Source organism: Lacibacter luteus, from assembly GCF_004118265.1.
Lineage (GTDB): Bacteria > Bacteroidota > Bacteroidia > Chitinophagales > Chitinophagaceae > Lacibacter > Lacibacter luteus.
Genome location: NZ_SDHW01000002.1, coordinates 531,731 through 556,503 on the forward strand (window position 1 = coordinate 531,731; position 24,773 = coordinate 556,503).

The window sequence follows — 24,773 nt, forward strand, 5'->3', positions numbered from 1 at the left end:
ACAGAATTGTAAAAAAGCGGCAAGCATTTAAGCCGTGTAAAGAAAGGAAGAACTTTCAGACCCGATATTCTTTTGTTTAATAAAACTGTAAGGAGTTACACCGGCAAACGATCTGAATTCTTTGATGAAATGCGATTGATCGGTAAAGTCAAGATCGAATGCAAGCGAAGTGAGTTCGCTGTAAGTGCTTGATGAGAGTAACTGCAATGCTTTTTCAAACCGGCAGATGCGCTGAAATTTTCCAAAAGAAAGACCGGTGGCAGATTTAAAACTTCGTTCCAGTTGCCGTTCGGAATAACGGTATTGTTTATGTAAATAAGATAAGCTGTTTTCTTCTGCACCTGTGTTGGTATTCATGTACTCAGGTATCCATGAATAAATATGTTGTTTGCTGAGTTTTTCCTGTAGAAATGCAGTGGTCAGAATTATCCGCTCCCGGTGATTTTTAGCAGCAGCAAGTTGCTGTGTTAATCTTGTGTGACAAAGATCAGTAAGGGAAGGCATCTGGTTGGTGAGCTCTGCAGCATCAATACCAAACAACCAATGCAATGCATGTGGCTGAAAGCTTATTCCAAAATGAGAAAAGCTGTTGCCCATTTTTGCAAGCGTATGTGTTGTATCTGCTCCGCTGATGTAACAGTCGGGCAACACATCACCTGTAACGGAATGTATGGAAGAATGTTCCGTTGTGTTTTGAAAAATGAGCCGTGGAAAACGATCAGCAAAGCTTTTAATGAAAATATGCGAAGCTTCCGGCAAGGTTGCATCGAAACTCCAGAAATAACGCACAAAAGATTGTAGCTCTTGTGACGGTACATATTGCCGGTAATTCATTAGTCCACTCATATTATTTTATACTGACCATAGATTAAGCCGAATCGCTGCAAAGAAAATGAACTGTAGAAATTAATTATGTTATTTGATCTTAACTATTTGCAAATAATATTCATCGGCAAAAGGAAAAGCCGAAACATGGTTTAATTTTTTTGATGTGTTGTTTACAACGGATTCCTGTTATTTGTGAGTTGTTCGGCCAAACCAATGAGAATTCCTTCAGGTCCACGCACATAACAAAGCCGGTACATATCTTCGTACTGCACCACTTCACCAACGATCTGTGCACCTGTTTTCTGAAGTCTTGCAAGTGTATCATCAATATCACTCACGGCGAACATTGCACGCAAATAACCAAGCGCATTCACCGGCGCATTGCGGTGATCGGCAATAACAGCCGGTTCAATAAACCTTGACAACTCCAAACGACTGTGCCCATCCGGCGTTACCATCATGGCAATTTCCACCTGTTGATTTCCCAACGCTGTCACTTTTCCTGCCCATTCTCCTTCAATGGTTGCTCTACCTTCAAGATGCAAACCAAGCTCGGAAAAAAATGCAATGGCATCATCAAGCGATTCTACAACAATACCAATATTGTCCATGCGGAGTAATTTGCTTTTTGCCATAGATTGATTTGTTTGAATGGAGAGTGATGATGTTTGTATAAAGGTAGTTAGTTAGCAAGCGTTTCCGTAGTGACTTTCGTTTTATAGATCTGCTGTTAAAAAAAAGACGATATAAGGTCTATATTCAAAATCCTTTTCTTCAAACTCAATCATTCCATTAGGCTCATCAATATTCAAATAAAGCTCTGCATATTCATTTTCTCCATCACCTTCAAAAAAGACCTTGATGTAGTTTATTGTTTCAAGTCTTTTTTGACCGTCACCTTTAAAACCGAGATCATTAAGGCTAGCATAGCTGCATGAAGTTTTTTTTGTAAATTTTAAAGTAGGTTGCAAATTGAGCCCGTAGATTGAGTAGAGTAATTTTAGAAAATTGTCGCTGGTATCACCTAGAGACCTGAATATTACACCGTCTCCGAATTTATTTATCCTGACGGGAATTTCTAATTCAAACCCGATTGGCAGACCCTTTTCAACCGAACAAACAGTGTAGATATATGAAGAGTCGTTGACTGATTTGTTCTGAATATGAAGTTTAAAATTTCCACCCCAATCCTTCTGCTTATCAATAACTATGTTTTGCAATTTGTCAATTTTGTTTTGATTGCTAGCTTTTTCATCACAACGAATGAATAAAACTGTCAAAAGTATTATTCCAATAAAAGGTTTTGTCATTTTTAGTTTGGATAGTTGTTTGAAACATTGAATTTCTTCAGTTGTTGGTGTCTTCACCAACCACGTTCTTACTTATTGTTTCGGTTGGTGATGACACTAACCGATAAAAAACACCTGATTTTTAGCATTGGATATTTGCATTTAGGCTTCTACTTAGAAGTGCCATCGTCATTAATGAACTTAAACTGGTGGTTATTATTTAACTCAGTTCCACCCTGCGCAACGAAAGTCCACCACAAACCTCTCCAATCTTCAAAGTCTGGCTGCTTGTTTGTGTCCCAGCAAATAAGACCATACAACTTCGTTCTGCCAACTTGTTGAATATTGTCTTTTACTTCAACAAATTCTTCTGTGACAACTCCGCATTCCCCATTCAGAGTAACTTTCATCAAAGGATAAAAATCGTCTTTTGTTTTTTTTGTAATATTTATTGAAAAGAGAGACTTACTCCCATCCCAATAACATTTGATACATCTTCCATCTTTAAATGCATGCTTACAATTTTCATAATCATACAAAATATAGGAACATTCGGGACAAAGACTAGACATTTGTGAAGTGTCACGATAATACTCGCTTCCGCATTCATCACAAATATTCGTTTTATTGAGATTACCTTCTGACACAAAGACGATGTTTGATAGTTGGGGATACCTGATAAAAATACACATCCTATTGACAAAACAAAACAGCCGATGCATCGCATCGGCTGTCCTTATCTTTTCAATCCGCAATAATCTGCGTCATCCGTGTTTCCATCTCATCAATAATCCACCACCTGTTCTTCAATCACACTTGGTAATTCTCTCCATTCATATTGCTGTGTGCGGAGCTGTGGTTCAAAACCTGCTTCACGAATCGCTTCCTGAATACTCTTGTAAGTAAAACGGTGTGGGGCACCAGCAGCACTCACTACATTTTCTTCCAGCATAATACTTCCGAAATCGTTGGCCCCTGCCTGCAATGCCAGTTGCGCTGTTTGTTTACCTACCGTTAACCAACTCGCCTGTATGTTCTTTACATTGGGCAGCATAATACGGCTCATCGCAATCATACGGATGTATTCTTCGGCTGTGGTTAAATTATGTACACCACGAATTTTTGCAAGTAATGTATCTACATCCTGGAAGGTCCAGGGGATGAATGCCAGGAAACCTTTTGCATCGGCCGGTTTGCGGCTTTGTACTTCTCGGATCTTCACAAGATGTTCAAACCGTTCCTGTAATGTTTCTACATGACCAAACATCATGGTACCACTTGTGGTGATGTTGAGCTTGTGTGCTTCATGCATAATATCCAGCCATTCCTGCGCTCCGCATTTTCCTTTACTGATCAAACGACGTACACGATCAATTAAAATTTCTGCACCAGCACCGGGTAACGAATCCATACCTGCTTCTTTCAATGCTTTCAACACTTCGTGATGGGTACTTTTTTCCAGCTTGGTAATGTGTGCAACTTCGGGTGGTCCGAGTGTGTGCAGTTTAATGTTGGGGTATAATGCTTTTAACTGTTTAAACAGCGTTACATAAAAATCCAGTCCAAGTTCGGGGTGATGCCCGCCTTGCAACAACAACTGATCACCACCCCATTTGATGGTTTCTTCAATTTTCTTTTTATACGTTTCAATGTCGGTGATGTATGCTTCGGGATGACCGGGTATGCGAAAGAAGTTACAGAACTTGCAATTGGCAATACACACATTGGTGGTGTTTACATTCCGGTCGATCTGCCAGGTTACTTTACCATGTGGCACCTGTTGCTTACGTAATTCATCGGCCACAAACATCAACTCAGTTAACGGCGCATGTTCAAACAGGTACATGCCTTCTTCAACAGTTAAAAACTCAAAGTTGGAAGCCTTCCGGTAGAGATCGCTCAAGTTCATAGACATCAAATTAAAAATGAAATACCAGAAATACCCAGATGGGTGTTTTACTTAACCGCTCATCTGGTTTTATCTGCGTTTATCGGTGCCGCAAAGGTACAGCCTGATAAATTATGAACCACGAAGCATTTTTCTGATTTCCATTGTCTAACTTGTAGTACACGTGAATCTTATCAGAACGATATGCCTGCTCCTGCTCTGCGGAAAACTGGTTGCCCAGGAAAAAAGTTTCCCGCCTGCAAGGCTGCTTACCAGTTTCCACTTCGAACAACTCAGCGGTGGTATTATTGTGCTGCATGCTACACTCAACAACCTGCCCGATACGCTCAACTTTATTTTAGATTCCGGTAGCGGTGGCATTTCGCTCGATACACTTACTGCTTTGTATTACCGTTTGCCTTTAGAACCGAGCGACCGCACTGTGAGAGGTATTGGAGGCATTAAACCGATTCATTATTATAAAAATGGTACACTCCATTTTCCCGGCCTGGATGTAGAACATCTCGATTTTCATATTAACGATTACGAAATTCTTACCTCGGTGTATGGTTTGCGAGTGGATGGTATCATTGGCTATTCGTTTCTGCGCCGTTATATTGTGGGGCTCGATTTTGATAAGCAACTTATCAGCGTTTACACTCCCGGTGTTTACAAGTATCCGAAAAGCGGAACGGTACTCAATCCTGCTTTTGCATCAATACCCATCACCAAACACCAGGTGCAGGATGAAAAAACCAGTCTGCTCAATTTATATTTCGATACCGGTGCCGGCTTATGTGTACTCATGAGCGAACAGCTTATGAAAGACAGTGCTCTGTTAAGCAAGAACAAAAAATCAGTAAACACACAGGTTGAAGGTTTGATCGGTAAGATCAATATGCGGCTTACCACCATCAAAAAAATGCGTATTGGTAAATACAGGTTTTCGAAAGTGCCTATTCATGTATACAATGATTCGTTGAATGTACTCGGTTATCCATCGGTAGCAGGTTTGTTGGGGAGCGATCTGTTGCGCAGGTTTAATATTGTATTTAATTATCCCGAACGCCTGATTCATTTAACACCCAACTCGCACATGAACGATGCCTTCGATTATTCATATACGGGTATGAATTATTATTTTATTGATGGCAAAGTGCTGATAACCGAAATACAGCAGGGCTCTCCGGCTGAACAGGCAGGATTAATGCCCGGTGATGTGATTTTTGGTATTGAAAATAATTTCAGCAACAACATTAACCAATACAAGCTGCTGTTACAACATCCCGGACAAAAATTGCGCATTCTCATTTTCCGCAACACCGTTCCGCATATGATTGAGTTAAAAGTTGGTAGTATTTTAAAGTAACAGCTTCCGTCATTCGTTTTTTACCGAATTTTACGGTCCCCTCCGGGGAGGGGTTAGGGGGCAACCTCTTATTGTGATGAAATAAAAAATAACTATGATTCAGTTTGAACGATATACTTTAAGCAACGGGTTACGCTTATTAATTCATAAAGATGCAGCAACTCCAATGGCTGTTGTAAACGTGTTGTACGATGTTGGTGCAAGAGATGAAGATGAAAAGCAAACCGGCTTTGCGCATTTATTTGAGCACTTAATGTTTGGCGGGTCCATCAACATACCCGATTATGATGAACCATTACAGTTAGCCGGTGGTGAAAACAATGCCTACACTACTAACGATCTTACTAATTATTATTGCCAGCTGCCTGCTGAAAATTTAGAAACAGCTTTCTGGCTGGAGAGCGATCGCATGCTGAGTCTTGCCTTCAGCGAAAAAAGTTTGGATGTGCAACGCAAAGTGGTGAGTGAAGAGTTTAAAGAGCATTATCTCAACAAACCTTATGGCGATGTGTGGCACAAAATGCGGGAGATGGCATACAAGCAACATCCCTACAAGTGGATGACGATTGGTAAAGAGCTGAAGCATATTGAAGATGCACAATTGCAGGATGTAAAAAATTTCTTCTTCAAACATTATACACCTGCCAATGCAATTTTGGTTGTAGCCGGTAACGTAGAAACAGAAAATGTGTTAAAGCTTGCAGAGAAATGGTTTGCTCCAATTCCCTCAGGCGAAAAGTACGAACGTAAAGTTCCACAAGAACCTGCACAAACAGAAGCCCGCCGTTTAGAAATTAAAGCCGATGTACCATTGGATGCATTTGTAAAAACATGGCACATGGCCTCACGCCTCGAACGTGGTTATTATATTACCGATTTAATTACTGATATTTTAGGAGGCAGCGCCAGCAGTCGTTTGTACGAACAATTGGTGAAAGGAAAAAAACTCTTCAGCAGCATTGAATGTTATCATTTCGGTTCTGTTGATAATGGTTTATTAACTATTGAAGGCAAACTGGTAAAAGGTGTTAAGATAGAAGATGCAGAAGCTGCGGTAAACGAAGAAGTGCAGAAGATGACGGAGCAGTTGGTGGATGAAAAAGAATTACAGAAAGTGATCAACAAAACAGAAAGTACCATTTTGTTTGAAGATATGAGTGTAATGAGCCGGGCAAACAGTTTGGCTTATTACGAATTGCTGGGCGATGCAGAACTGATGAATACAGAGTTATCAAAATACCAGAGTATAACAGCAGAAGAAGTATTGGCTGAAAGCAAAAAGATCTTCGATGAACGCAACAGCAATACACTGTATTATTTGAGTAAGAATTGATAAGGCAGCAGCACGAAGAATTCAAAGGATGTACAATGCACACAAAAGCTTTGCGATTGTTGTGTATCCTTTGTTCGCTTTGTGAAACAAAAAATTAAAAATAAGATATTTCGAATGAGCATAGTAACTGAACAATTGAACAGAACCATTGCACCTGTTATAAAAGATGCAACTGAATTTGAACTGAAGCTGAAGCCTTATGAAAAATATGTACTCGACAATGGTGTAGAAGTATATGCAGTAAACGCAGGCACCCAGGAAGTAATGAGCGTGGAACTGGTGTTCAGCGCAGGTAACTGGTACGAGCAACAGAACAATATAGCAGCGGCCACTAACTTTTTAATTAAGAACGGCACAAAAGATAAAACTGCTTTTCAACTGAACGAGCATTTCGATTACTACGGCTCGCATCTTACACGTGGCTGTTACAACGAAACAGCAAACATTGTGTTGCACTGCATCAATCGCCATTTAGCAACACACTTACCTGTTGTTGCCGAAATGATCACCGATGCTGTTTATCCGCAGCACGAACTGGATATCTATCGCCAGAATATGCAGCAGCGATTGACTGTGAATTTGAAGAAATGCGATTTTGTTGCAGGCCGTTTGATTGATGAATACGTGTTTGGAAAAAATCATCCGTACGGCGTGTACAGCAACAAAGAAGATTATGATGCATTGCAGCAACAACAACTACAGGCTTATTACAAACAATATTATACCGAAGGGAAGTGCATCATTTTTGCTGCCGGCTTATTGCCTGCAGATTTTGCACAACAACTGAACAGTACAATTGGTCAGTTACCGCTGAATAAAAAGGAAATACCGGCCATTGTTCATCCGCTTGCACCTGCAGAACAAATGAAGTACCGCATCATCAACGATGAGAAGGGTGTGCAGGGTGCAATCCGTTTGGCGCAACCATTCCCCAACCGCCATCACCCCGATTTTCAAAAAGTACAGGTGTTGAACACCCTGTTTGGTGGTTTCTTTGGTTCACGCCTGATGAGTAATATCCGTGAAGACAAAGGTTACACCTACGGTATTCACAGTTATATTCTCAACCATATTTCTACAACAGCATGGATGATAAGCACCGAAGCAGGTAGAGATGTTTGCGAAGCAACCATAACGGAAGTGTATAACGAAATGCGGGACCTGCGTGATGAGTTGGTGGATGAAGAAGAATTACAACTGGTGAAGAATTATCTTATCGGTACAATACTGGGCGATCTCGATGGTCCTTTCCACATCATCGGCCGTTGGAAAAATTTAATTTTAAACGGACTGGATGAAAACTATTTTTATAATTCAGTCAACATTATTAAAACCATTTCGGCTAAGGAATTACAGGAGCTGGCGAATAAATATTTACAGCCGGAAAAGTTTTATGAGTTGGTGGTGGTGTAATTGTGCGCTTTGCTTACAATCTTCAACACAGAGTTTAGGAGATGTTGAGAACACAGTTGGAGGAAGAATGATGAGGGTGCCTATATTGGAGATTAAAGTTGTGATGTGTATTTTGTTGTATGAAGCTTGATGATTACAACAGGATAACACAAACTATTATTGGCAGTGCTATTGAGGTACATCGGGAACTGGGTCCGGGTTTGATGGAGTCTGTATATGAGGTTTGCCTGATTAAATTGTTAAGAGATGCCGGATTGAATGTTGAAAAACAAGTATCGTTACCGGTATATTTTAAAGGCGAAGAGTTGGATAAGCAATTCATTATTGACGTGTTGGTAGAAAATGAAATAATTCTTGAACTTAAATCGGTAGAAGTATTATTGCCCGTTCATGAAGCACAGCTTGTTACTTATCTGAAACTTGCTGATAAGCGCCTTGGTTTATTAATTAATTTTAATGTTGTTCTGCTAAAAGAAGGTATAAGACGAAGAATTAATGGAATAATCGATACTGTTTAAAACAGTAAAATTTTTAACCGGGGGTTAGATAATAAATTTCAGTGTTACTCTGTACCTCCTCAACTCTGTGTTGAACTATGAAATTTGTTCTCAAGGTTCTTATTACAGCTGTCAATGCATTTTTGCTGGCGTACTTATTACCCGGCATCAGCATCAATCATTTTTTTACAGCAATTGTTGTTGCATTTGTATTGGCATTGCTTGATGCCATTGTAAAACCCATCCTGGTATTGTTTACGCTCCCGGCCACCATTTTTACATTGGGTCTTTTTCTCTTTGTCATCAACGCCTGTATTATTTTACTCGATGCTTATTTTGTAAAGGGCTTTGTTGTGGATGGTTTCTGGTATGCGCTGTTGTTCAGCATCTGTTTATCCATCATCAATTCCATTGTACACAAAATGGTATTGAAAGAGGAAGGAAGAGACAAAGCAAACTAAACTTAACGTAGTAACACTCTTGCAGTAAACCGTTGCGTACGGTTTTCAATTACGCAGCTATAAATGCCTTTCGGAAAATCAGCACTGGAAAGTTGATACAGTTCTAACCCTTCATCAACCATAATGGCTTTGAGCAATATGCCGTTGCTGTTAATGATCTTCAATGCCGATTTAAACTGCAATTTGGGAAAACGCAAAACCAAACTGTTTCCTTCTTGTTTTATTTTCAGTTCTTCGGGTTTCGAAACCTGCATACGATCGTTTGTCTTAACTTGTGCTGCAGCTGCTAAAGGCAATTGCAGACTAACAATTGCCGCCAGCAACAGCAGCTGTTTAATAGAAACGGCAGAGAAAAAGTTGTTGTTCACCTGATATTGAATTTAAAAATGTTGTTCGATCGCAAAAACCTTACCAATACAGAGCTTGTAAGCATTTACAGAAATCTGCTCTATCCCAGATTAATCGAAGAAAAGATGCTTTTATTGCTCAGGCAGGGAAAAATTAGCAAATGGTTTAGTGGTATTGGCCAGGAAGCAATTGCTGTTGGTGCAACACTGGCATTGGATGAGGATGAATGGATCATGCCGCTTCACCGCAATCTCGGAGTGTTTACCAGCCGCAACATGCCGCTGTACAAACTGTTTATGCAATGGCAGGGCAACAAAGAAGGCTACAGCAAAGGAAGAGAACGCAGCTTTCATTTCGGCAGTAAAGAACATCATGTATGCGGAATGATCTCGCATCTCGGTCCGCAACTCGCCATTGCCGATGGTGTGGCTTTAGCAAACAAGCTTCGACATGGTTCGACAGGCTCACCACTTAAAGTTTCACTTGCTTTTACAGGCGAAGGTGGTACCAGCGAAGGCGATTTTCACGAAGCATTGAATGTGGCAGCAGTGTGGGATCTGCCTGTGATCTTTATTATTGAAAACAATGGTTATGGATTGAGCACACCAACAAACGAACAATACCGTTGCGAAAGTTTGGTTGAACGTGCAAGAGGTTATGGAATGGAAGGCGTTAAGATTGATGGTAACAATATTCTGTCGGTGATCGATACTATTAAAGGTGTGCGACAGTTTTGCATCGAACATCAGAAACCGTATTTGATCGAATGCATGACCTTTCGCATGCGTGGCCACGAAGAAGCAAGTGGCACCAAGTATGTTCCAAAACATCTGTTTGAAATATGGGAAGAAAAAGATCCCATTAAAAACTATGAATCGTATTTGCTGCAGGAAGCGGTACTTACGGAAACAGGTGTTGAAGCTATTCGTGCAGAACTGAAACAACAGATAGAGCAGGAGCTGCAGATCGCCTACAATGCGAAGGCGATGGAGATTGATACAGGGGAAGAAGTTGATGATTTGTTTGCTGAATCGTCAATCGTCAGTCGTCAATCGTCAGTAAAGATCGATCATTCGGATATTATTCACTACTCAACACACACTACTCACGAAAAACGTTTCATCGACGCTATCAAAGAAGCTCTTCATCAAAGCATGACACAACACCCCAATCTTGTTTTAATGGGGCAGGATATTGCTGAGTATGGTGGTGCATTTAAGATAACGGAAGGTTTTGTTGAAGCGTTTGGTAAAGAGCGTGTGCGTAACACACCTATTTGTGAAAGTGCCATTGTTGGTGCAGCATTGGGTTTAAGTCTTGAAGGTTACAAAGCCATGATGGAAATGCAGTTTGCTGATTTTGTTACAGTCGGTTTTAACCAGATCGTAAATAATCTTGCAAAAATTCATTACCGCTGGGGACAAAATGCCGATGTGGTGATACGTATGCCCACTGGTGGCGGTGTTGGTGCCGGTCCTTTTCATAGCCAGAGTAACGAAGCCTGGTTTACTAAAACACCGGGATTGAAAATTGTGTATCCGTCAACAGCAATGGATGCAAAGGGTTTGTTGATCGCTGCCATCAACGATCCTAATCCGGTTTTGTTTTTCGAACACAAAGCATTGTATCGTTCTATAAGTGGAGCTGTGCCTGAAGAATATTATGAAATTGAAATCGGCAAAGCCCGTCATGTACGCAGTGGCGATGAAGTGTCGATCATTACTTATGGTGCTGCAGTGCACTGGGCCGAAGATTATGCAGCCGAACATCCGGAAATTTCGATTGATATACTTGATCTGCGTTCACTTGCTCCCTTAGATTATACAGCTATTCGTGCAGCGGTGCAACGAACAGGCCGTGTGTTGTTGTTACACGAAGACACGTTGATCGGCGGTATTGGTGGTGAAATTGCAGCATGGATTGCTGAGCATTGCTTTGAATTACTCGATGCACCGGTGATGCGCTGTGCCGGTTTAGACACACCCATTCCGTTTAATATTGAATTAGAGCAAAACTTTATGGCGAAGGCGAGATTGGGAAAAACAATTGAAAAACTGATCGGCTATTAATTAGAATGCAACGCATTTATCTTTTTGTGTTTTTGTTTTTTGTTTGTTCCTGTGGCAACAGAAACAAGCCGATTGCAATTAAAGAACCCAAAAATAAACCTGTTATTCTTTTACAGCCACTCTCATTTAACGATTCACCTACGCTTGTTTTTCTAAAAGATTCTATTGAACAATTTTATCCGGTAACAATTGAAATTGCTAAGCTGCAACAGTTTCCTCCGCATTGTTATTACAAACCACGTAACCGTTATCGGGCCGACTCTGCCATTAAGTGGCTTAAACAGGGGAAACCCGTTTCCGTAAGAGCAATTGTTGGGATAACAAAGGAGGATGTGTCGACAACTAAAAGCGGACAGGTGGACTTTGGTGTAATGGGCTTAGGTTACAAACCCGGTGATGCTTGTATAATTTCAACTTACCGGTTAAAGAAAACTGCAAACTCACCACAACATTTACGTGAGCGTTTGTTTAAAGTGGTGGTACACGAAATGGGGCATAATTTCTCACTCAACCATTGTCCCGATCAGCAATGTATTATGGTAGATGCAGAGGCAAAAATGAAACTGGATGGCGTGAAAGGGTTGTGTACAAGCTGCAAACAAAAATTGCAACTATAATTATTTCCTTAACAGATCTGCAATATTTTTAGCATCCATTTTTGCCATAATATTTTTTCGATGGGTTTTTACCGTTAGCTCACTCAAAAACAGCTTCTGCGAAATTTCTTTGTTAGAGTAGCCATCTTTCAGCAACTGCAATATTTCCAGCTCACGTGAACTGAGTTTTAACTTTCTGCTGAAGTTATCGTTGGCATGATGATTTGTAGATTGAATGTTCGGATCAAAAAAGCGTTCTCCTGCTTTTAATTGTTCCAATGCGGCTAATAGAATATCGGTACCGGAATTTTTCAACACATATGCATCAATGGGCTGTTTCTCCGCATCAATCCGTATATCGGCAGGCATATACATACTCAGCAGCATAATTTTCAGTTCCGGATATTTTTGTTTTATGCCGGGCAACAGCTCCAACCCGTTTATGCCGGGAAGATTAATATCAAGAATAAGAATGTTTGCTTCGCTTGTGCGTAACGCAGCCATTACATCGTTACCCGATTGTACGCTGTTAACCACAACATACTCCGAATGTGGGCGCAGCGCATTGCTCAACCCTTCAGAAAAAAAAGGATGATCATCAACGATAAGTAGTCGGATGGTTGGTTTCATCTGGTAGTACAGGGAATTCAAGTGTAACCTTACAACCATGTCCTTCTTTGGCATCAATTGTAAGACTTCCTTTTACGAAAGTAACCAATTGTTGGATTTGAGAAAATCCAAGTCCTTCTTTAATTGATAAATGGTTAAAACCCTTCCCGTTGTCTTCAACAAAAAGATAAATCAATTCCTTTTCCAGTATCAGTTGTATGATTACTTCTGTTGCCTGTGCATGTTTCAGAATGTTTTGAATAAGCTCCTGCAGAATATTGTACAGCATTAATTCGTAGCGGAAACTCACTTTCTGCAAAGAACCGATCGATTCGAACTGGATATATAGCTCCTTGCTATCATTAACAGTATCTGTTATTTCTTTTATTGCCCCTATTAATCCTTTCTTTTGCAGCAGTACAGGCGAAAGCGAATGCGAAAACTGCCGCACATCGTTTGCAAGATCGCCTATATCTCCAATGGATTTTGCCAGTTGGGCTTCGGGCAATTTTCGGTTCAACGATTCGAGGTTTAACCGGATGGCCGAGAGACGGGCGCCAACAGAATCGTGTAACAAACTGCTGTAACGCTGCATTTCTTTTTCCTGGTAATTGCTGATGTTCTGAAAGATCTGTTCCTGCTGCAGGTTTGTGGTACGCAACAATTGCTCACTTTGTTCTTTGTATTTTTTAAAACGAAGCGTAAGTACAAACGCAAGAATACTTACCTCGGTGGCAAAGCCAATGTTCATCATATTACGGGTAAGAAACGTATCGGTAATAAAACCTGAAACATATTGCATAAACACAAAAAACGCAAACAGCAACACAATGCTTGTACAGATAATATAAGCTGCGTATGGAATTTTTTTGCGTAATGCTGCAATGGCAGTAATAAGGATAATAATAGCTCCTGTATTTTGAAAGATCTGCATTAACCAAACAAGTACGATGCGGACTTTTCCCGTGTTGGGTATTACAAACACACTAATTACTAAACAGCTGAGATAAAAAATTACAAAGCCTGCAACCCATTTGTAATGTGTGGGCAAATGTTTTTTAATGTTTAACAGCGTTATGGCGAATAACATATATAATGGTGATGCAAGCGAAATGGAAAGCGGTCGTGTAAAATCGGCAGGTAAAGGATGATTGGGAAACAGGTACATGAACGAATAACCATAATCGCTGAAAATATAGAAGAACACCATTAATACATAGAGGCTGTAATACACATACAGCTTTTCCCGCATGGCGTAAAACAAAAAGAATGTAAACAAGGAAAGAAACAACCCTAACCCAGACATTAAACCTGCCAATAAATTTTTGCGCCTGTTGTACGATGAAAATCCATCTTCGGTAACAAAGTGTACAGGAACATTTAACTGCTCGTTCCGTTTATCGAGCAGGATTAAAAAGGCAAGCTTGTTTTTGTTTTGCTCAGGTATAGGAAATACAAAATCGGCATAGCGTAATGTGCGTGTAGCAAAGGGTAAATGATCGCCGGTAGGAGCAAATGTTTTTACAAGACTGTCGTTTTCGAACATCCACACATGCAAATTGTTCAGATGCGGATTGCGTAACATAATGTTTGTAAAAGAAGAATAACCCTCAACAGCAGTAACCGGAACATACAACCACAGCATTTCATTTTTATAGCTGAGATTAAATTTGCCACTATTGAGCGGCTGCATGTTAGTTTTTATTTGTGCATAACGCTCAATGTCCATTTTTACTGAACTGTCGGCGTAAGCAAGTATCAGCGAACTCTTAATACTTGCTTTCGATTCGTTATGAAAAAACTGTATCTGTGCTGTTGCGACGCAGCAAAGCAGTAAACAGAGGATCAGGTATAGTAAGCGTTTGTAAATGTTAAGCAGCCAATTGAACTTGTACAAAGTAAATGGTTATTTACGCAACAGAAATACTCCTTTGTAGGTATTGCGGTAAAATATTGTGCAAAGTAGTTTTGACCTAACCAAAAACCTTTAAATGAAAAAGAAACTATTCATGTTAACTGCTCTTGTTGCAACAATGTTTTTGTTTACTGCCTGCGAAGATTGGTTTGCAGAAGAGGAAGACGACATGACAACACCGACAGACAATTCAACGTACACTTACAAGTGGAGTTGCTTTTCGGGAGGAACACAGTATTCAATACAAATTCCAAACAGGTTGTCATCATCGTGCAAAAGAGCCTGGGAGTTTTATGCAAGAACGTATGGCTGTAACGATGCAAATAATTTTGCAGAGGCAGAACGCCAGAAAAGAGCATGTCCTTAACAAAAAAAGCCCGCATATTTTATGCGGGCTTTTTTTTAACCACGAACACCGGGGCTTCCACGGGAGTCTAAAGGTTTCTTTTCAAGACCATTGCTGTTAAGCAGAATATAGTCACGCACTTTTACCTTCAACCAATCAATAATACCACTCTCATCTCTTACTTCTGGGGCAACAAAGTCGGTACCAATGGTAAAGCCCCGTATGTCGCCAATGTTACCGGTAAAAATATTACCCGGTGGTATCACTTGTTTAATGGAATGCTTTTCATCGTCCGAAATCAGCAATACAACTGCTGTTTTATCGGATCGTGTATTGCGTATGCGTGTTAAAACAGTTTCAGTACCGTCGGCTTTTGTTACAATACGTAATGTAATGATCAACCCATCCTCTCTCAATTCAAGTGTTGTTTGTCTGGGTTTTTTTGTTGTATCTGTACTTGCTGCAGTTTGTGCGTAAGTGTACGACAGGAGTAAACACGACAGCAACAACCCCAAACAGCAGTATATTAATTTCTTTTTCATAAAATAATTTTTGAGGAAAGTTTAGTATTTATCGAAGGTTGACTGATCAATAGCATCAGTACAAGGGCATTTATCTTTCTTTTCCAGTATTGCTTTTATAGATGGAACTATTTTAGCCACATACTCTTCAAAACCTTCTTTGCTGAAACTGCTTCTTGCATTGGCAGCAGCTGCACAAAGCGACCATAGTTGCGCATCCTTTGGGTCGGTTTTCATTTTTTCTTTGTACTTCTCAGCTATCTTACTGTAATCAATAAACTCTTTTTTTGTTGCAGGTGTACTTGCATTTCCTGTAAAATAAAAAAGAGATCTGTTGGCTTTGTTGCCTGGCTTGTAAGCTGCAAATTTTTCTGTACTTAAAACTTCTATCAAATATTCAATGCCATTGGTTGGGTTTACAAACCTGTATTCGTTACCGCTTACAAATGTGTAGTTGGATGTTTTATTAGGTTCAACAATGGTGAGTACTTTTTCATCTTTCTTGTAAGCAATGGTAATGCTGTAATAGCCGTCTTCCGAACTGTACACACCGGGCTCAGGCGCAATTTGTGCGTGTAAAACAGTTGTTGAAATGCATGCAAGCAGAAGGAATAATAATTTCATAAAAAGGAGTTGGTGAAACAAAATGGTTAAACGGTTAAAATTCTGCAACTAAGGCAATACACGCAATACTCCTTTGTTGGTATTTTGTTGCAGAGGTTCGCCAATGCTGATTTCTTTTAAACGGATTGTATGTAACTTTCTGGTACTTACTCAACCCGTATTTATTTGTTCACTTTTAAAACACAGGTTATGTTTATTGTACGGGAAATATTTCATTTACAGTTTGGCCGTTATCGTGAAGCAAAGCAATTGCTGGATGAAGCCATGGAAAAGCATTTGCTTTCGCAGCCATCGGGCAGCAGAGTACTTACCGATTTTACGGGAGAAGGTTATCGCCTTGTTCTTGAACTGCCATTTGAAACATTGGCTGCTTATGAAAGCGAATTGAAGAAGGAATTAAACGCAGCAGCCTGGAGCGAATGGTACAACAGGTTTAAACCTTTGGTTCGTAGTTCGGAACGTGAGATCATGAAACGAATTATGTAACAGCTGTTATTTGCTTTTCAAGTAAAAGAAATTGCGTGTACAGTTCTTTCGTCACCGCACCTGGGTTTCCATTGGCAATCGGTTGACCGTTTACATTCAATACAGGCAGCAATCGTTTGGTTGTACTGCTTACAAAAACTTCTTTGGCTGTCAGCACATCCCGCAATGTTACAGGTTGCTCTTTTACAGAAAGAAATGTTGCAGCTAATTGCAGAATATGTTTTCGTGTAATGCCCGACAAAACATTTTTGTCGGGAGTAATTAATTCGTTTTGCTGATTTACAATAAATATGTTTGAACGTGGAAGTTCGCTTACGTAACTGTCTTTCACATACAATACATCTGCAGCCCCGGCGTCTTTTACTTTTTGTTGCAGGTAAACACCCATGAGGTAGTTAATGGATTTTGCTGTCGGCAATTCCCGAACATATTCCTCAGTAATAAGTGTAATTCCTTTTTGCGCATCAAACGCAGCATCCATTGTTAATGGACTTTGTGTAATGATAACATTGGGAGTTGTTGGCGTATAGGTATCGGCAGCATTGCCGCCTGTTACGGTAATACGAATACCGGATGTTGAAAGTTGATTGCGATTGACAAGTTCAAGAACGATCTGTTTTAACTCGTTAACCGTGTACGGAAGTTTTAAACGAAGCACTGCAGCCGAATGCTGTAGCCGTTCAAGATGATCATCGATGAACAAGGGCTTTTGCTCAACTGTTCGGAAAAAATCGAACACAGCATAACCACGCTGTATTGCAAGATCGCTTACATGTATGCTGGCTTTTTCTGCATCTACCCAGTTGTCGTTAATAAATGTCCACATAAAAACTGTTTATTGTAAATAGCCCGGTCCTTTTAATGCAACACCACTGCGTGTGCCGTTATGCTTTCCCTCATCAACCACTAATTGACCGTTTACCAGCACGAATTTAAAACCTGTTGTGTATTGATGCGGCTGATCGAATGTTGAATTGTCTTTTACCGTTGTCGCATCAAAAATTATAATATCAGCAGCCATACCTTCTTTCAGTAAACCACGGTCTTTCAGTTGAAATTTCTGTGCTGGTAAGGATGTCATTCTGCGGACAGCTTCTTCGAGTGTAAGTACATTTTCTTCACGTACATATTTACTCAACACTCTTGCATTGGTGCCATAACCACGTGGATGCGGTACGCCACTGCCAAAGGCACGGATACCGGCATCGCTTGCAAACATATTGTACGGGTATTGCATGATGCGTTTTACATCTGGTTCACTCATACCATGAAAAACCATTTGCGCACCACCGTTAAGCATCATTTCAATTACAGTTTCAGCTTCGGCACTTGCCTTGTGTTTTTTTCCTTTAATAAGATTTACCTCCTCGATGCTTTTACCGTTCAATGTTGTATCGAAGCGGTAGTTGGCAACAACCGGATAACTGAAATGTTTGAGCCTGCGTTTTTTTAAACTCTTCAGCATCGATTCAATTACATAACTGCGTACATCAGTGCGGTTAAGTCTTGCAACAATCGAATCCTGCCCATCAGCCAAAATTTCATCGGGCAACATTGTGCTTAATTGTGTACTGCTTGCAGTGTAGGGATATTGATCGATGGTAACATCAATACCTTCGTTGCGTGCATTTTCTATTAAAGCAACTGTTTCTTTGCTCCGCCCCCAGTTTTGTTGTCCGCTTACTTTAAAGTGCGAAATTTCTACAGGCATTTTATTCAGCCGGCCTATCTGTATTGCTTCACGTATAGCAACAGCTACACTATCGCCTTCGTTGCGGATATGACTTGCATACACGCCATTGTATTTTGCAGACGCAGCTGCAAGTAAAACCACTTCGTTGGTTTTAGAATAAGTGCCCGGTATATAAATAAGCCCGGTTGATAAACCAACTGCCCCCTGTTTCATTGCTTGTTCCACCAGCAAAACCATTTGCTGCATTTCTGTTTCGCCGGGATCACGCATGGCTCTACCCATTACTGCTTTACGAACATCGTTGTGCCCAACAAGCGCAGCAACGTTGATGGATAGTTTAACACTGTCGATAAATTTGAAATAACGGCCCATATCAACCTGCGAGGAACCACAGTTACCTGTTACAACTGTTGTAACGCCATCGTAAATAAAATTTTCAGCCGTTGGTGTTTTGGCTTCTTCGCCTTCTATATGCGTATGCACATCAATAAATCCTGGTGCAACAATTAAGCCTTTTGCATCAATAATTTTTTTTGCTGTTTGCTGATTGAGTTTTCCAACCGCCACAATTTTTCCATCTTTCACAGCTACATCTGCATAAAACCAACTGTTACCCGTACCATCAATAATTTTTCCGTTTGTGATAAGTATATCGTACTGCTGTGCCGAAACAAGCAGCGGAATTAAAAACAGAAAGCAAAGAACTGTTCTCATGTTGTTGTGTTGATTTTATGTTTTAAGAAACACAATTATCTGCAATGGAAATTACTCTCCCGGATGATAGCTGCGTTCTGCATGTTTTACTACATCTTCTTTATAAAACAGCACATCTTTAAACTGCCCTTTGGTGTACATCTCCAGTTGATCGGTAAAATGTTTGCTGTTTACATCGCCGCTGTTACCACCGGCAAGTAGTGATTTTGCTTTTATCTTTTCTCCAAACTCTACGGCGCAGATAAAACTATTACCATGAAAGCCATAACGCTTTTTTGTACCAGGAAAACTGCGACTGTTATACGATGGCAACATGCCCCACAAAGCGGAGGCAAAAGGAACCGGATAGCTTAAACTGTTATCATCAAACTGCTGGTTCAGTTCGTTGCTGATGCGTTGATAGCGGTTGATGTCGCCCCACTCCACTTCCCATGTACCAAACTGTTGTTTCAGTTGTTTTACTGTTTCGTTCAAAGGCGCCAGCAACTGTAAGGGTATTGCTGTTGCAGCAAAACGTTTGGTAGCAGTTACCTGGTCATCTTCACCATCTTCAATATAAATTTTACGGATGGATGCATTTAAGCGTTGTGCCCATTCAACCGCCAGTGTTGTTGCAATGGAATGATTGGAAGAATGATAGTTCCAGTTTTTCAGCACGGCAATGGGTGCGGCAAGCGAACGATGCAGACTGTCGCCTGGTTGTACACCGGTTTCAAATGCTTTAACGAGCGAAGGTATCAACACTTCAAATGCAGAAAGATATCGATCATAACCTGCAGCAATGGTTTTATCGATGGTGAATTTGTTTTCACGACTCAACACTCTTGCGGCGTTAATGCCTCTGAAGTTTTCTCCGTCGGGTGCCATGTAAACCGGGTAATCTTTTTTCTTCGGACTTGCATCGCCGCTTACTGTGTAAGGAGTAGAGTTGCAGTTTTGAATCCAGCCTGTTGAAGGATTGATGACTTGTACTGTTTCAGTTGCATCGTGTAACCCTTGCCATTCGGTTGCTATCACTGATCCATCCACCGCTTTTCCCCAATTGAACTTTATATCTCTTTTCGGTACGTAGTTGCCATGCCAGTAAGCAATGTTTCCCTTGTTATCTGCAAACACAGTGCTGTTACTGGTGTTACCACGCAACGCCATTACTTTTTTATAATCATCTAATCCTTTTGCTTTGGTGCGCTGCCAGCTTTGCAGCAAACCATTTAACATTCGGTTGCCCGAACGTACACTGATGTATTGTCCGTTGCGTTTTGCCATAACAGGACCATGATGCGTAGCATACGTGGTAAACGTTTTCGACAACAACTCATTCCCCTTTTTATATTTTATCGTGATCTGTTTTTGTTTTACCGGCCGTTGTTTATTTTCATATTGATACGTGAAGTTATTACCACTGCCGGAAAACTTTTCTATATACATATCACTCACATCTACGTTAGCACTGGTGTGCATCCAGCCGCAATATTCGTTGAAGCCCTGGTATACAAAAAACTGTCCCCATGTTACAGCGCCGTATGCATTCAACCCTTGTTCACTTACCATATGTACTTCCGGACGGAAATAAAATGTTACATGGGGATTGATGTACAGAATGGCTTTACCGCTTGCTGTTTTTGATGGGGCAATGGCAAACCCGTTTGAACCACTGCTGTTGTCTACAAATTCTTTCGGATGATAGGTAATGCTTGCGTTACCGTTGCCATACAGATTCTTTACATCTTCTGCAGTAATATCGCCGGTGCTGATGGCGCCAATGCTTCCATCGGTCCACAGTAATTGATACCAGGGTTTAAAACGAGTGAGTAATGCCGGTTTAATATTGGGATGTGTATAGAGATAATAATTAATCCCATCAGCATAGGCATTCAATAACTCTTTTAACCAGGAAGGGGCTTTATTATAATCAGCAACAGCTTCTGCACTGTCGATAACCAATCGTAAGTACAGATCATTGTATAATTCACTTTCACCTGCTACTTCTGCTTTACGGCCCAGTTTTTCAATGTAGTTTGCTTCTACCCGTTTAAAATCATCTTCGCATTGCGCATACAGCAAACCAAACACTGCATCGGCATCTGTTTTTCCATATACATGTGGTATGCCCCAGTTATCACGGATAATGTTAACACGTTGGGCTTGTTGTTTCCATTTGTTTATTTCAGCAGAGGAGAACGACTGTGCAGCAGAAAAGAAGGGAACAAGAAGCAGTAGAACAAAATAACGCATAACGATAACCATTAACAGTTACCACTAAGCTAAGTATTCATTGGCTGCCTGCAAAAAGCATTACAGCAACGGTAGAGCTTAAGATTTTACAGTGTTATGCTTCTTTCTGAGATCGGGTTGCCAGTAAAAGAACCAACGTATTGTTTGGTTAAGATTGTATTGATAACCGTTTAAACGCTGCTGCCATACATGCATATAACCAAAATCGAATGAGAGCGAAGGAGTGATCTGTTGTTTGATACCGGCAAACAAACGGTTTTGATCGAAATTGTTGTACACAATATCTTTCCCTGTCTGCAACATCAATTCATCCGACAAAACAATACTTGGTACATATTTATTTTTATTTACAGGAATGTTGAGTGCTAACTGGTATCGGTAACGTGTTGTATAGCGATAGTTATCAGTCAGTTCGCCATTTGCCACTTTCTGTATCCAGCGTTCTTCTAAACGAAAACGTTGCGACACCTGCACTTTACCTAATGGTTGGTTGAGCTGAACCTGTTGTACGATTCTGTTTTCATTTACAAAAAGTTCGGTGGTAGCTGTTTTATTTGCCAACCACATGTGACCCGCACCTAAGGCAACACTGAGGTTTTTGTTGATATAATAACCAACACCCAACCTTGTATAATAAAAGTTGTTGTTCTTTAAATAATTGGTTCTGCGTACATGAAAATCGCCGATAACAAAAAACTTATTGCTGATGCGTGCCTGCGTGTTAACGCTTGTCCAGAAATGATTTTGTAACTGTACTTCACGGGTGGGTTGCGCTGCGGAACTGAAAGAGATAAACAGAAACAGGAAAGAGAGATACTTGTTTAACTGCAAATACATACTGCAAAAATAAAACAGTGAATTTCTTTTCTTGGTGAGTTCTGTCACATGTAATGCTGATTCATGTCTTTTGAAACGGGATGCTGCATCAATTACAGCATACTAACCTGTACCGTGCTGCTTCCTGAAATAAGCATAAAACAAAACACCGCTTAGTACAAGCCCAAGCCCGATAAGCGATTGAACGGGTTGGGTAATAACTGTGTTCACAAGCAATGCAACAGAAAACAACCCCACAAAAGCAGGGATAAACGGGTAACCGATCACTTTTGTTTTGATAGTTCCGTTGCGTTTCATTTTAAATAGAGCAATTACAACAAGACTGTAAAACAAAAACCCGGCAAAAATCACCATATTGGTCAACATATCGAACGTGCCGGATAATACAAGTATGCAACTCCAGATCATTGTATAAAGTAATGCCACCGATGGTGTTCGGTAAACAGGATGTACTGTTGCAGCTTTTTTGAAAAAGAATTTTTCCTGCGCCATCCGGTAATAAATGCGTGCATGCGCCAAAATAATTCCGTTGAGTGTACCAAACACTGAGATCATGATGAGTATTACGATCAACGATTGTCCCACTTTGCCCAGCAATGTTTCTGCAACTATAGCAGCACCTATCTGGCTGTCATCAACAGCTTTTAATGTTTGCAAAGGCAACACATGCATGTACGCCATATTGATTAACACATATAACAACATAGCAATGGCTACGCCACTCATAATAGCAATGGGAATATTGCGTTTCGGATTTTTTATTTCGCCTGCAATAAATGAAATGTTGCTCCAGCCATCGTAAGCCCAAAATGCACTGAGCATGGCTGCAAGTACTGCACTGAATAAAGCCATTCCATGCAGTTCAGTTGCAGGTTTGTTTGTAATGATTGTTGCAGTTTCGTTTGCAGAAGCATGCGATAAGCCAAGAACAATAAGCAAAAGAATGCCGATGATCTTTGCAGATGTAATAATGTTGTTTACAAGTCCTCCGTTTTGTACGCCACGATAATTGATCCACGTGAGTAATACAATAGCAACGATAGCCAGCAGTTTAATACCGCCATCAGCAAAAGGAAAAATAAAATCTCCAATGGAAATATGTGCAAGGCTATGAAACGGATTGCCCAACGGAATAAACACATTTACGGTTTGTGCAAAGATGAAACCAAGTGCTGCAACAGATGCACAACCGATGATGGTAAAATCGGTCCAGCCAAACAGAAACGAAAAGAAATTGCCAAACGAAAGCCGCAGGTATTCGTACACACCACCCGATTCTTCTGTTAAGTCGGAAAGACCGGCAAGTGTAAATGCCCCGAACATGGTAATTAATCCGGCGCTGATCCATGCAAGAATGATCCATGTTTCGCTTAGTCCCGTTTGTGCCATGGGAACAATTTTCTTAAACACACCGGAGCCGATCATCATACCCGCCACCAGCAATACACCTGTGCCTAAACCCAATGCCCGTTTAAGCGTTGGTTGTGGAGTAGTTGATGTATTAGTTTCGTTGTTCATGGCCGGGTTTGCGTGGAAGCTTATTTATTTTCTGCTGATTGAATGATGAGGCGTAGCACATCGGCAACCTTACTGTCATCCATCCAGCGTGCAACTACAACAAGGTCGTGTTCTTTATCAACAATAATATAATTGCCGCCAAAACCTACAGCATAGTAAACGTTTGGTGAAATGCCTTTCCAGCTTTGCTCTGTGTTGAGCCACCACATATAGCCATAATTTTTATTGGCAGGTGATGGTTGTGTTGCAGCGTTGATCCATTTTTCTGAAAGCAGCTGTTGGTTTTTCCATTTGCCGTTTCGCAAAAACAATAAACCAAAACGTGCATGATCGTATGTGTTGATGAAGATACCACCACCATGATGCCCGCCACCACTTACCGATTGAACGGTTAAACCATCCATTGTTACATACGAATTTTCGTAACCAAACCAACGCCATGTTGTGGATGCACCAATAGGATCCATAATTTTTTCTTTCAGTACAACAGGTAATGGTTTGCGCCAAACCTGCAATAACGAATAAGCCAACAGGTTTACACGTACATCGTTGTATTCATAATTTGTTCCTGGCTCAAGCAGCTTGCGGTTTTTCCAATCATCAATACCACCGTCTCTCGGCGGACGATCGGCCCAATCGTGTAAGCCAAACAAAGTGCCACTCCAATCGCTTGATTGATTGAGTAAATGATGCCAGGTAACTTTTGCATTATGTGCACCTTCAAAACTTTCATCCCACACATACGTACCCACTTTATCATTTACATTTTTAATAAGGCCCTGATCAACAGCTAAACCTGCAACAGTAGAAAGATAACTCTTGGTTGTGCTGAAGGTCATATCAACACGGTTCACATCGCCCCACTGTGCAACAATGTATCCGTTCTTAATAACAAGGCCGGCAGGTCCGCCACGTTCTTTCATTGGGCCAATGATCTTGTAGCCCGGTTCACGTGAATACGATTTCATATTGGCAATACGTAGGTCACGCTCTACTTTGTTTTCACTTCTTAACGCAAGAGCAACAGCACTGTCGAGCAAAGCTGCATTCATTTTAAGATCCTGCGGCTTTTTGATCTGCCAATCAGCATCCGGGAAATAAGTTTGCTGTGCATTAACTGAAAAAAGAAAAAGAAGCAAAACGAAACTGAGAACGGTTTTCTGTTTGTTGTGGTTCATGTATAC

Annotated in this window: 25 protein-coding genes; 9 read left to right on the forward strand and 16 right to left on the reverse strand. The window is 40.6% G+C overall.

Annotated elements, in window-relative coordinates:
• Window positions 1–27: 27 nt before the first annotated feature.
• The 5 genes from ESA94_RS10030 to mqnC form a co-directional block, all read right to left on the reverse strand.
• Complete coding sequence (locus ESA94_RS10030) at window positions 28–846, reverse strand: helix-turn-helix domain-containing protein (RefSeq protein ID WP_129130753.1); 819 nt, start codon at window positions 844–846, stop codon at window positions 28–30.
• Between the two features lie 152 nt (window positions 847–998).
• The gene (locus tag ESA94_RS10035) at window positions 999–1,463 is read right to left on the reverse strand and encodes a VOC family protein (protein ID WP_129130754.1); all 465 of its coding nucleotides are present in this window, start codon (window positions 1,461–1,463) and stop codon (window positions 999–1,001) included.
• Between the two features lie 81 nt (window positions 1,464–1,544).
• On the reverse strand, window positions 1,545–2,195 hold the full coding sequence (locus ESA94_RS10040) for a hypothetical protein (protein ID WP_129130755.1): 651 nt from the start codon (window positions 2,193–2,195) through the stop codon (window positions 1,545–1,547).
• Window positions 2,196–2,287: 92 nt separating this feature from the next.
• A complete protein-coding gene (locus ESA94_RS21595; RefSeq protein WP_205755949.1) occupies window positions 2,288–2,764 on the reverse strand; it encodes a hypothetical protein in 477 nt (158 codons plus the stop codon).
• A 137-nt stretch (window positions 2,765–2,901) separates the two neighbouring features.
• Window positions 2,902–4,026: a cyclic dehypoxanthinyl futalosine synthase gene (gene mqnC / locus ESA94_RS10050; protein ID WP_129130756.1), complete on the reverse strand. Its 1,125-nt coding sequence runs from the start codon at window positions 4,024–4,026 to the stop codon at window positions 2,902–2,904.
• A gap of 163 nt (window positions 4,027–4,189) precedes the next feature.
• On the opposite strand from mqnC, the gene ESA94_RS10055 reads away from it, so the two are divergent.
• From ESA94_RS10055 to ESA94_RS10075, 5 genes are all read left to right on the forward strand, one after another.
• Window positions 4,190–5,374: a pepsin/retropepsin-like aspartic protease family protein gene (locus tag ESA94_RS10055; protein WP_240671024.1), complete on the forward strand. Its 1,185-nt coding sequence runs from the start codon at window positions 4,190–4,192 to the stop codon at window positions 5,372–5,374.
• A 94-nt stretch (window positions 5,375–5,468) separates the two neighbouring features.
• Entirely contained in the window at window positions 5,469–6,707 is a 1,239-nt protein-coding gene (locus ESA94_RS10060) for a M16 family metallopeptidase (RefSeq protein WP_129130757.1), read from the forward strand.
• A gap of 114 nt (window positions 6,708–6,821) precedes the next feature.
• Window positions 6,822–8,120 (forward strand): M16 family metallopeptidase, encoded by a 1,299-nt coding sequence (locus ESA94_RS10065; RefSeq protein ID WP_129130758.1) that lies wholly within the window; start codon window positions 6,822–6,824, stop codon window positions 8,118–8,120.
• 119 nt (window positions 8,121–8,239) lie between these two features.
• Window positions 8,240–8,638 carry a GxxExxY protein gene (locus ESA94_RS10070; protein ID WP_129130759.1) on the forward strand — a complete coding sequence of 133 codons (399 nt, stop codon included), beginning with the start codon at window positions 8,240–8,242 and terminating at the stop codon, window positions 8,636–8,638.
• A gap of 77 nt (window positions 8,639–8,715) precedes the next feature.
• On the forward strand, window positions 8,716–9,078 hold the full coding sequence (locus ESA94_RS10075) for a phage holin family protein (RefSeq protein WP_129130760.1): 363 nt from the start codon (window positions 8,716–8,718) through the stop codon (window positions 9,076–9,078).
• 2 nt (window positions 9,079–9,080) lie between these two features.
• Here ESA94_RS10075 and ESA94_RS10080 read toward each other — a convergent pair whose 3' ends face one another.
• On the reverse strand, window positions 9,081–9,446 hold the full coding sequence (locus ESA94_RS10080) for a hypothetical protein (protein ID WP_129130761.1): 366 nt from the start codon (window positions 9,444–9,446) through the stop codon (window positions 9,081–9,083).
• 105 nt (window positions 9,447–9,551) lie between these two features.
• Here ESA94_RS10080 and ESA94_RS10085 point away from each other — a divergent pair, with 105 nt between their 5' ends.
• Together ESA94_RS10085 and ESA94_RS10090 are read left to right on the forward strand one after the other, a co-directional pair.
• Window positions 9,552–11,495 carry an alpha-ketoacid dehydrogenase subunit alpha/beta gene (locus tag ESA94_RS10085; RefSeq protein ID WP_240671025.1) on the forward strand — a complete coding sequence of 648 codons (1,944 nt, stop codon included), beginning with the start codon at window positions 9,552–9,554 and terminating at the stop codon, window positions 11,493–11,495.
• Window positions 11,496–11,500: 5 nt separating this feature from the next.
• Window positions 11,501–12,112 carry a zinc-dependent metalloprotease family protein gene (locus ESA94_RS10090; RefSeq protein ID WP_129130763.1) on the forward strand — a complete coding sequence of 204 codons (612 nt, stop codon included), beginning with the start codon at window positions 11,501–11,503 and terminating at the stop codon, window positions 12,110–12,112.
• On the opposite strand, the gene ESA94_RS10095 is transcribed toward ESA94_RS10090, so the two are convergent.
• Both ESA94_RS10095 and ESA94_RS10100 read right to left on the reverse strand, forming a co-directional pair.
• A complete protein-coding gene (locus ESA94_RS10095) occupies window positions 12,113–12,721 on the reverse strand; it encodes a response regulator (RefSeq protein WP_164972698.1) in 609 nt (202 codons plus the stop codon).
• Entirely contained in the window at window positions 12,690–14,597 is a 1,908-nt protein-coding gene (locus tag ESA94_RS10100) for a sensor histidine kinase (RefSeq protein WP_129130765.1), read from the reverse strand. The genes ESA94_RS10095 and ESA94_RS10100 overlap by 32 nt, the downstream gene beginning before the upstream one ends.
• A 94-nt stretch (window positions 14,598–14,691) precedes the next feature.
• Here ESA94_RS10100 and ESA94_RS10105 point away from each other — a divergent pair, with 94 nt between their 5' ends.
• Window positions 14,692–14,982: a hypothetical protein gene (locus ESA94_RS10105; RefSeq protein ID WP_129130766.1), complete on the forward strand. Its 291-nt coding sequence runs from the start codon at window positions 14,692–14,694 to the stop codon at window positions 14,980–14,982.
• Between the two features lie 35 nt (window positions 14,983–15,017).
• On the opposite strand, the gene ESA94_RS10110 is transcribed toward ESA94_RS10105, so the two are convergent.
• Window positions 15,018–15,503 carry a hypothetical protein gene (locus ESA94_RS10110; RefSeq protein ID WP_129130767.1) on the reverse strand — a complete coding sequence of 162 codons (486 nt, stop codon included), beginning with the start codon at window positions 15,501–15,503 and terminating at the stop codon, window positions 15,018–15,020.
• Window positions 15,504–15,524: 21 nt separating this feature from the next.
• Window positions 15,525–16,106 (reverse strand): hypothetical protein, encoded by a 582-nt coding sequence (locus ESA94_RS10115; protein ID WP_129130768.1) that lies wholly within the window; start codon window positions 16,104–16,106, stop codon window positions 15,525–15,527.
• Between the two features lie 189 nt (window positions 16,107–16,295).
• Between ESA94_RS10115 and ESA94_RS10120 the strand changes: the two genes are divergently transcribed.
• Window positions 16,296–16,592, forward strand: coding sequence for a hypothetical protein (locus tag ESA94_RS10120; protein ID WP_129130769.1), 297 nt, complete (start codon window positions 16,296–16,298; stop codon window positions 16,590–16,592).
• On the opposite strand, the gene ESA94_RS10125 is transcribed toward ESA94_RS10120, so the two are convergent.
• The 6 genes from ESA94_RS10125 to ESA94_RS10150 form a co-directional block, all read right to left on the reverse strand.
• A complete protein-coding gene (locus ESA94_RS10125; protein WP_129130770.1) occupies window positions 16,585–17,418 on the reverse strand; it encodes an aminotransferase class IV in 834 nt (277 codons plus the stop codon). The two genes, ESA94_RS10120 and ESA94_RS10125, sit on opposite strands and share 8 nt — an antisense overlap.
• A 9-nt stretch (window positions 17,419–17,427) precedes the next feature.
• Window positions 17,428–18,999 (reverse strand): N-acyl-D-amino-acid deacylase family protein, encoded by a 1,572-nt coding sequence (locus ESA94_RS10130; RefSeq protein ID WP_129130771.1) that lies wholly within the window; start codon window positions 18,997–18,999, stop codon window positions 17,428–17,430.
• A gap of 51 nt (window positions 19,000–19,050) precedes the next feature.
• Window positions 19,051–21,234 (reverse strand): penicillin acylase family protein, encoded by a 2,184-nt coding sequence (locus ESA94_RS10135; RefSeq protein ID WP_129130772.1) that lies wholly within the window; start codon window positions 21,232–21,234, stop codon window positions 19,051–19,053.
• 78 nt (window positions 21,235–21,312) lie between these two features.
• Complete coding sequence (locus ESA94_RS10140) at window positions 21,313–22,071, reverse strand: DUF2490 domain-containing protein (protein ID WP_129130773.1); 759 nt, start codon at window positions 22,069–22,071, stop codon at window positions 21,313–21,315.
• A gap of 102 nt (window positions 22,072–22,173) precedes the next feature.
• Window positions 22,174–23,589 carry an APC family permease gene (locus ESA94_RS10145; protein WP_129130774.1) on the reverse strand — a complete coding sequence of 472 codons (1,416 nt, stop codon included), beginning with the start codon at window positions 23,587–23,589 and terminating at the stop codon, window positions 22,174–22,176.
• 20 nt (window positions 23,590–23,609) lie between these two features.
• Window positions 23,610–24,767 carry a serine hydrolase domain-containing protein gene (locus ESA94_RS10150; protein WP_129130775.1) on the reverse strand — a complete coding sequence of 386 codons (1,158 nt, stop codon included), beginning with the start codon at window positions 24,765–24,767 and terminating at the stop codon, window positions 23,610–23,612.
• Between the last annotated feature and the right edge of the window lie 6 nt (window positions 24,768–24,773).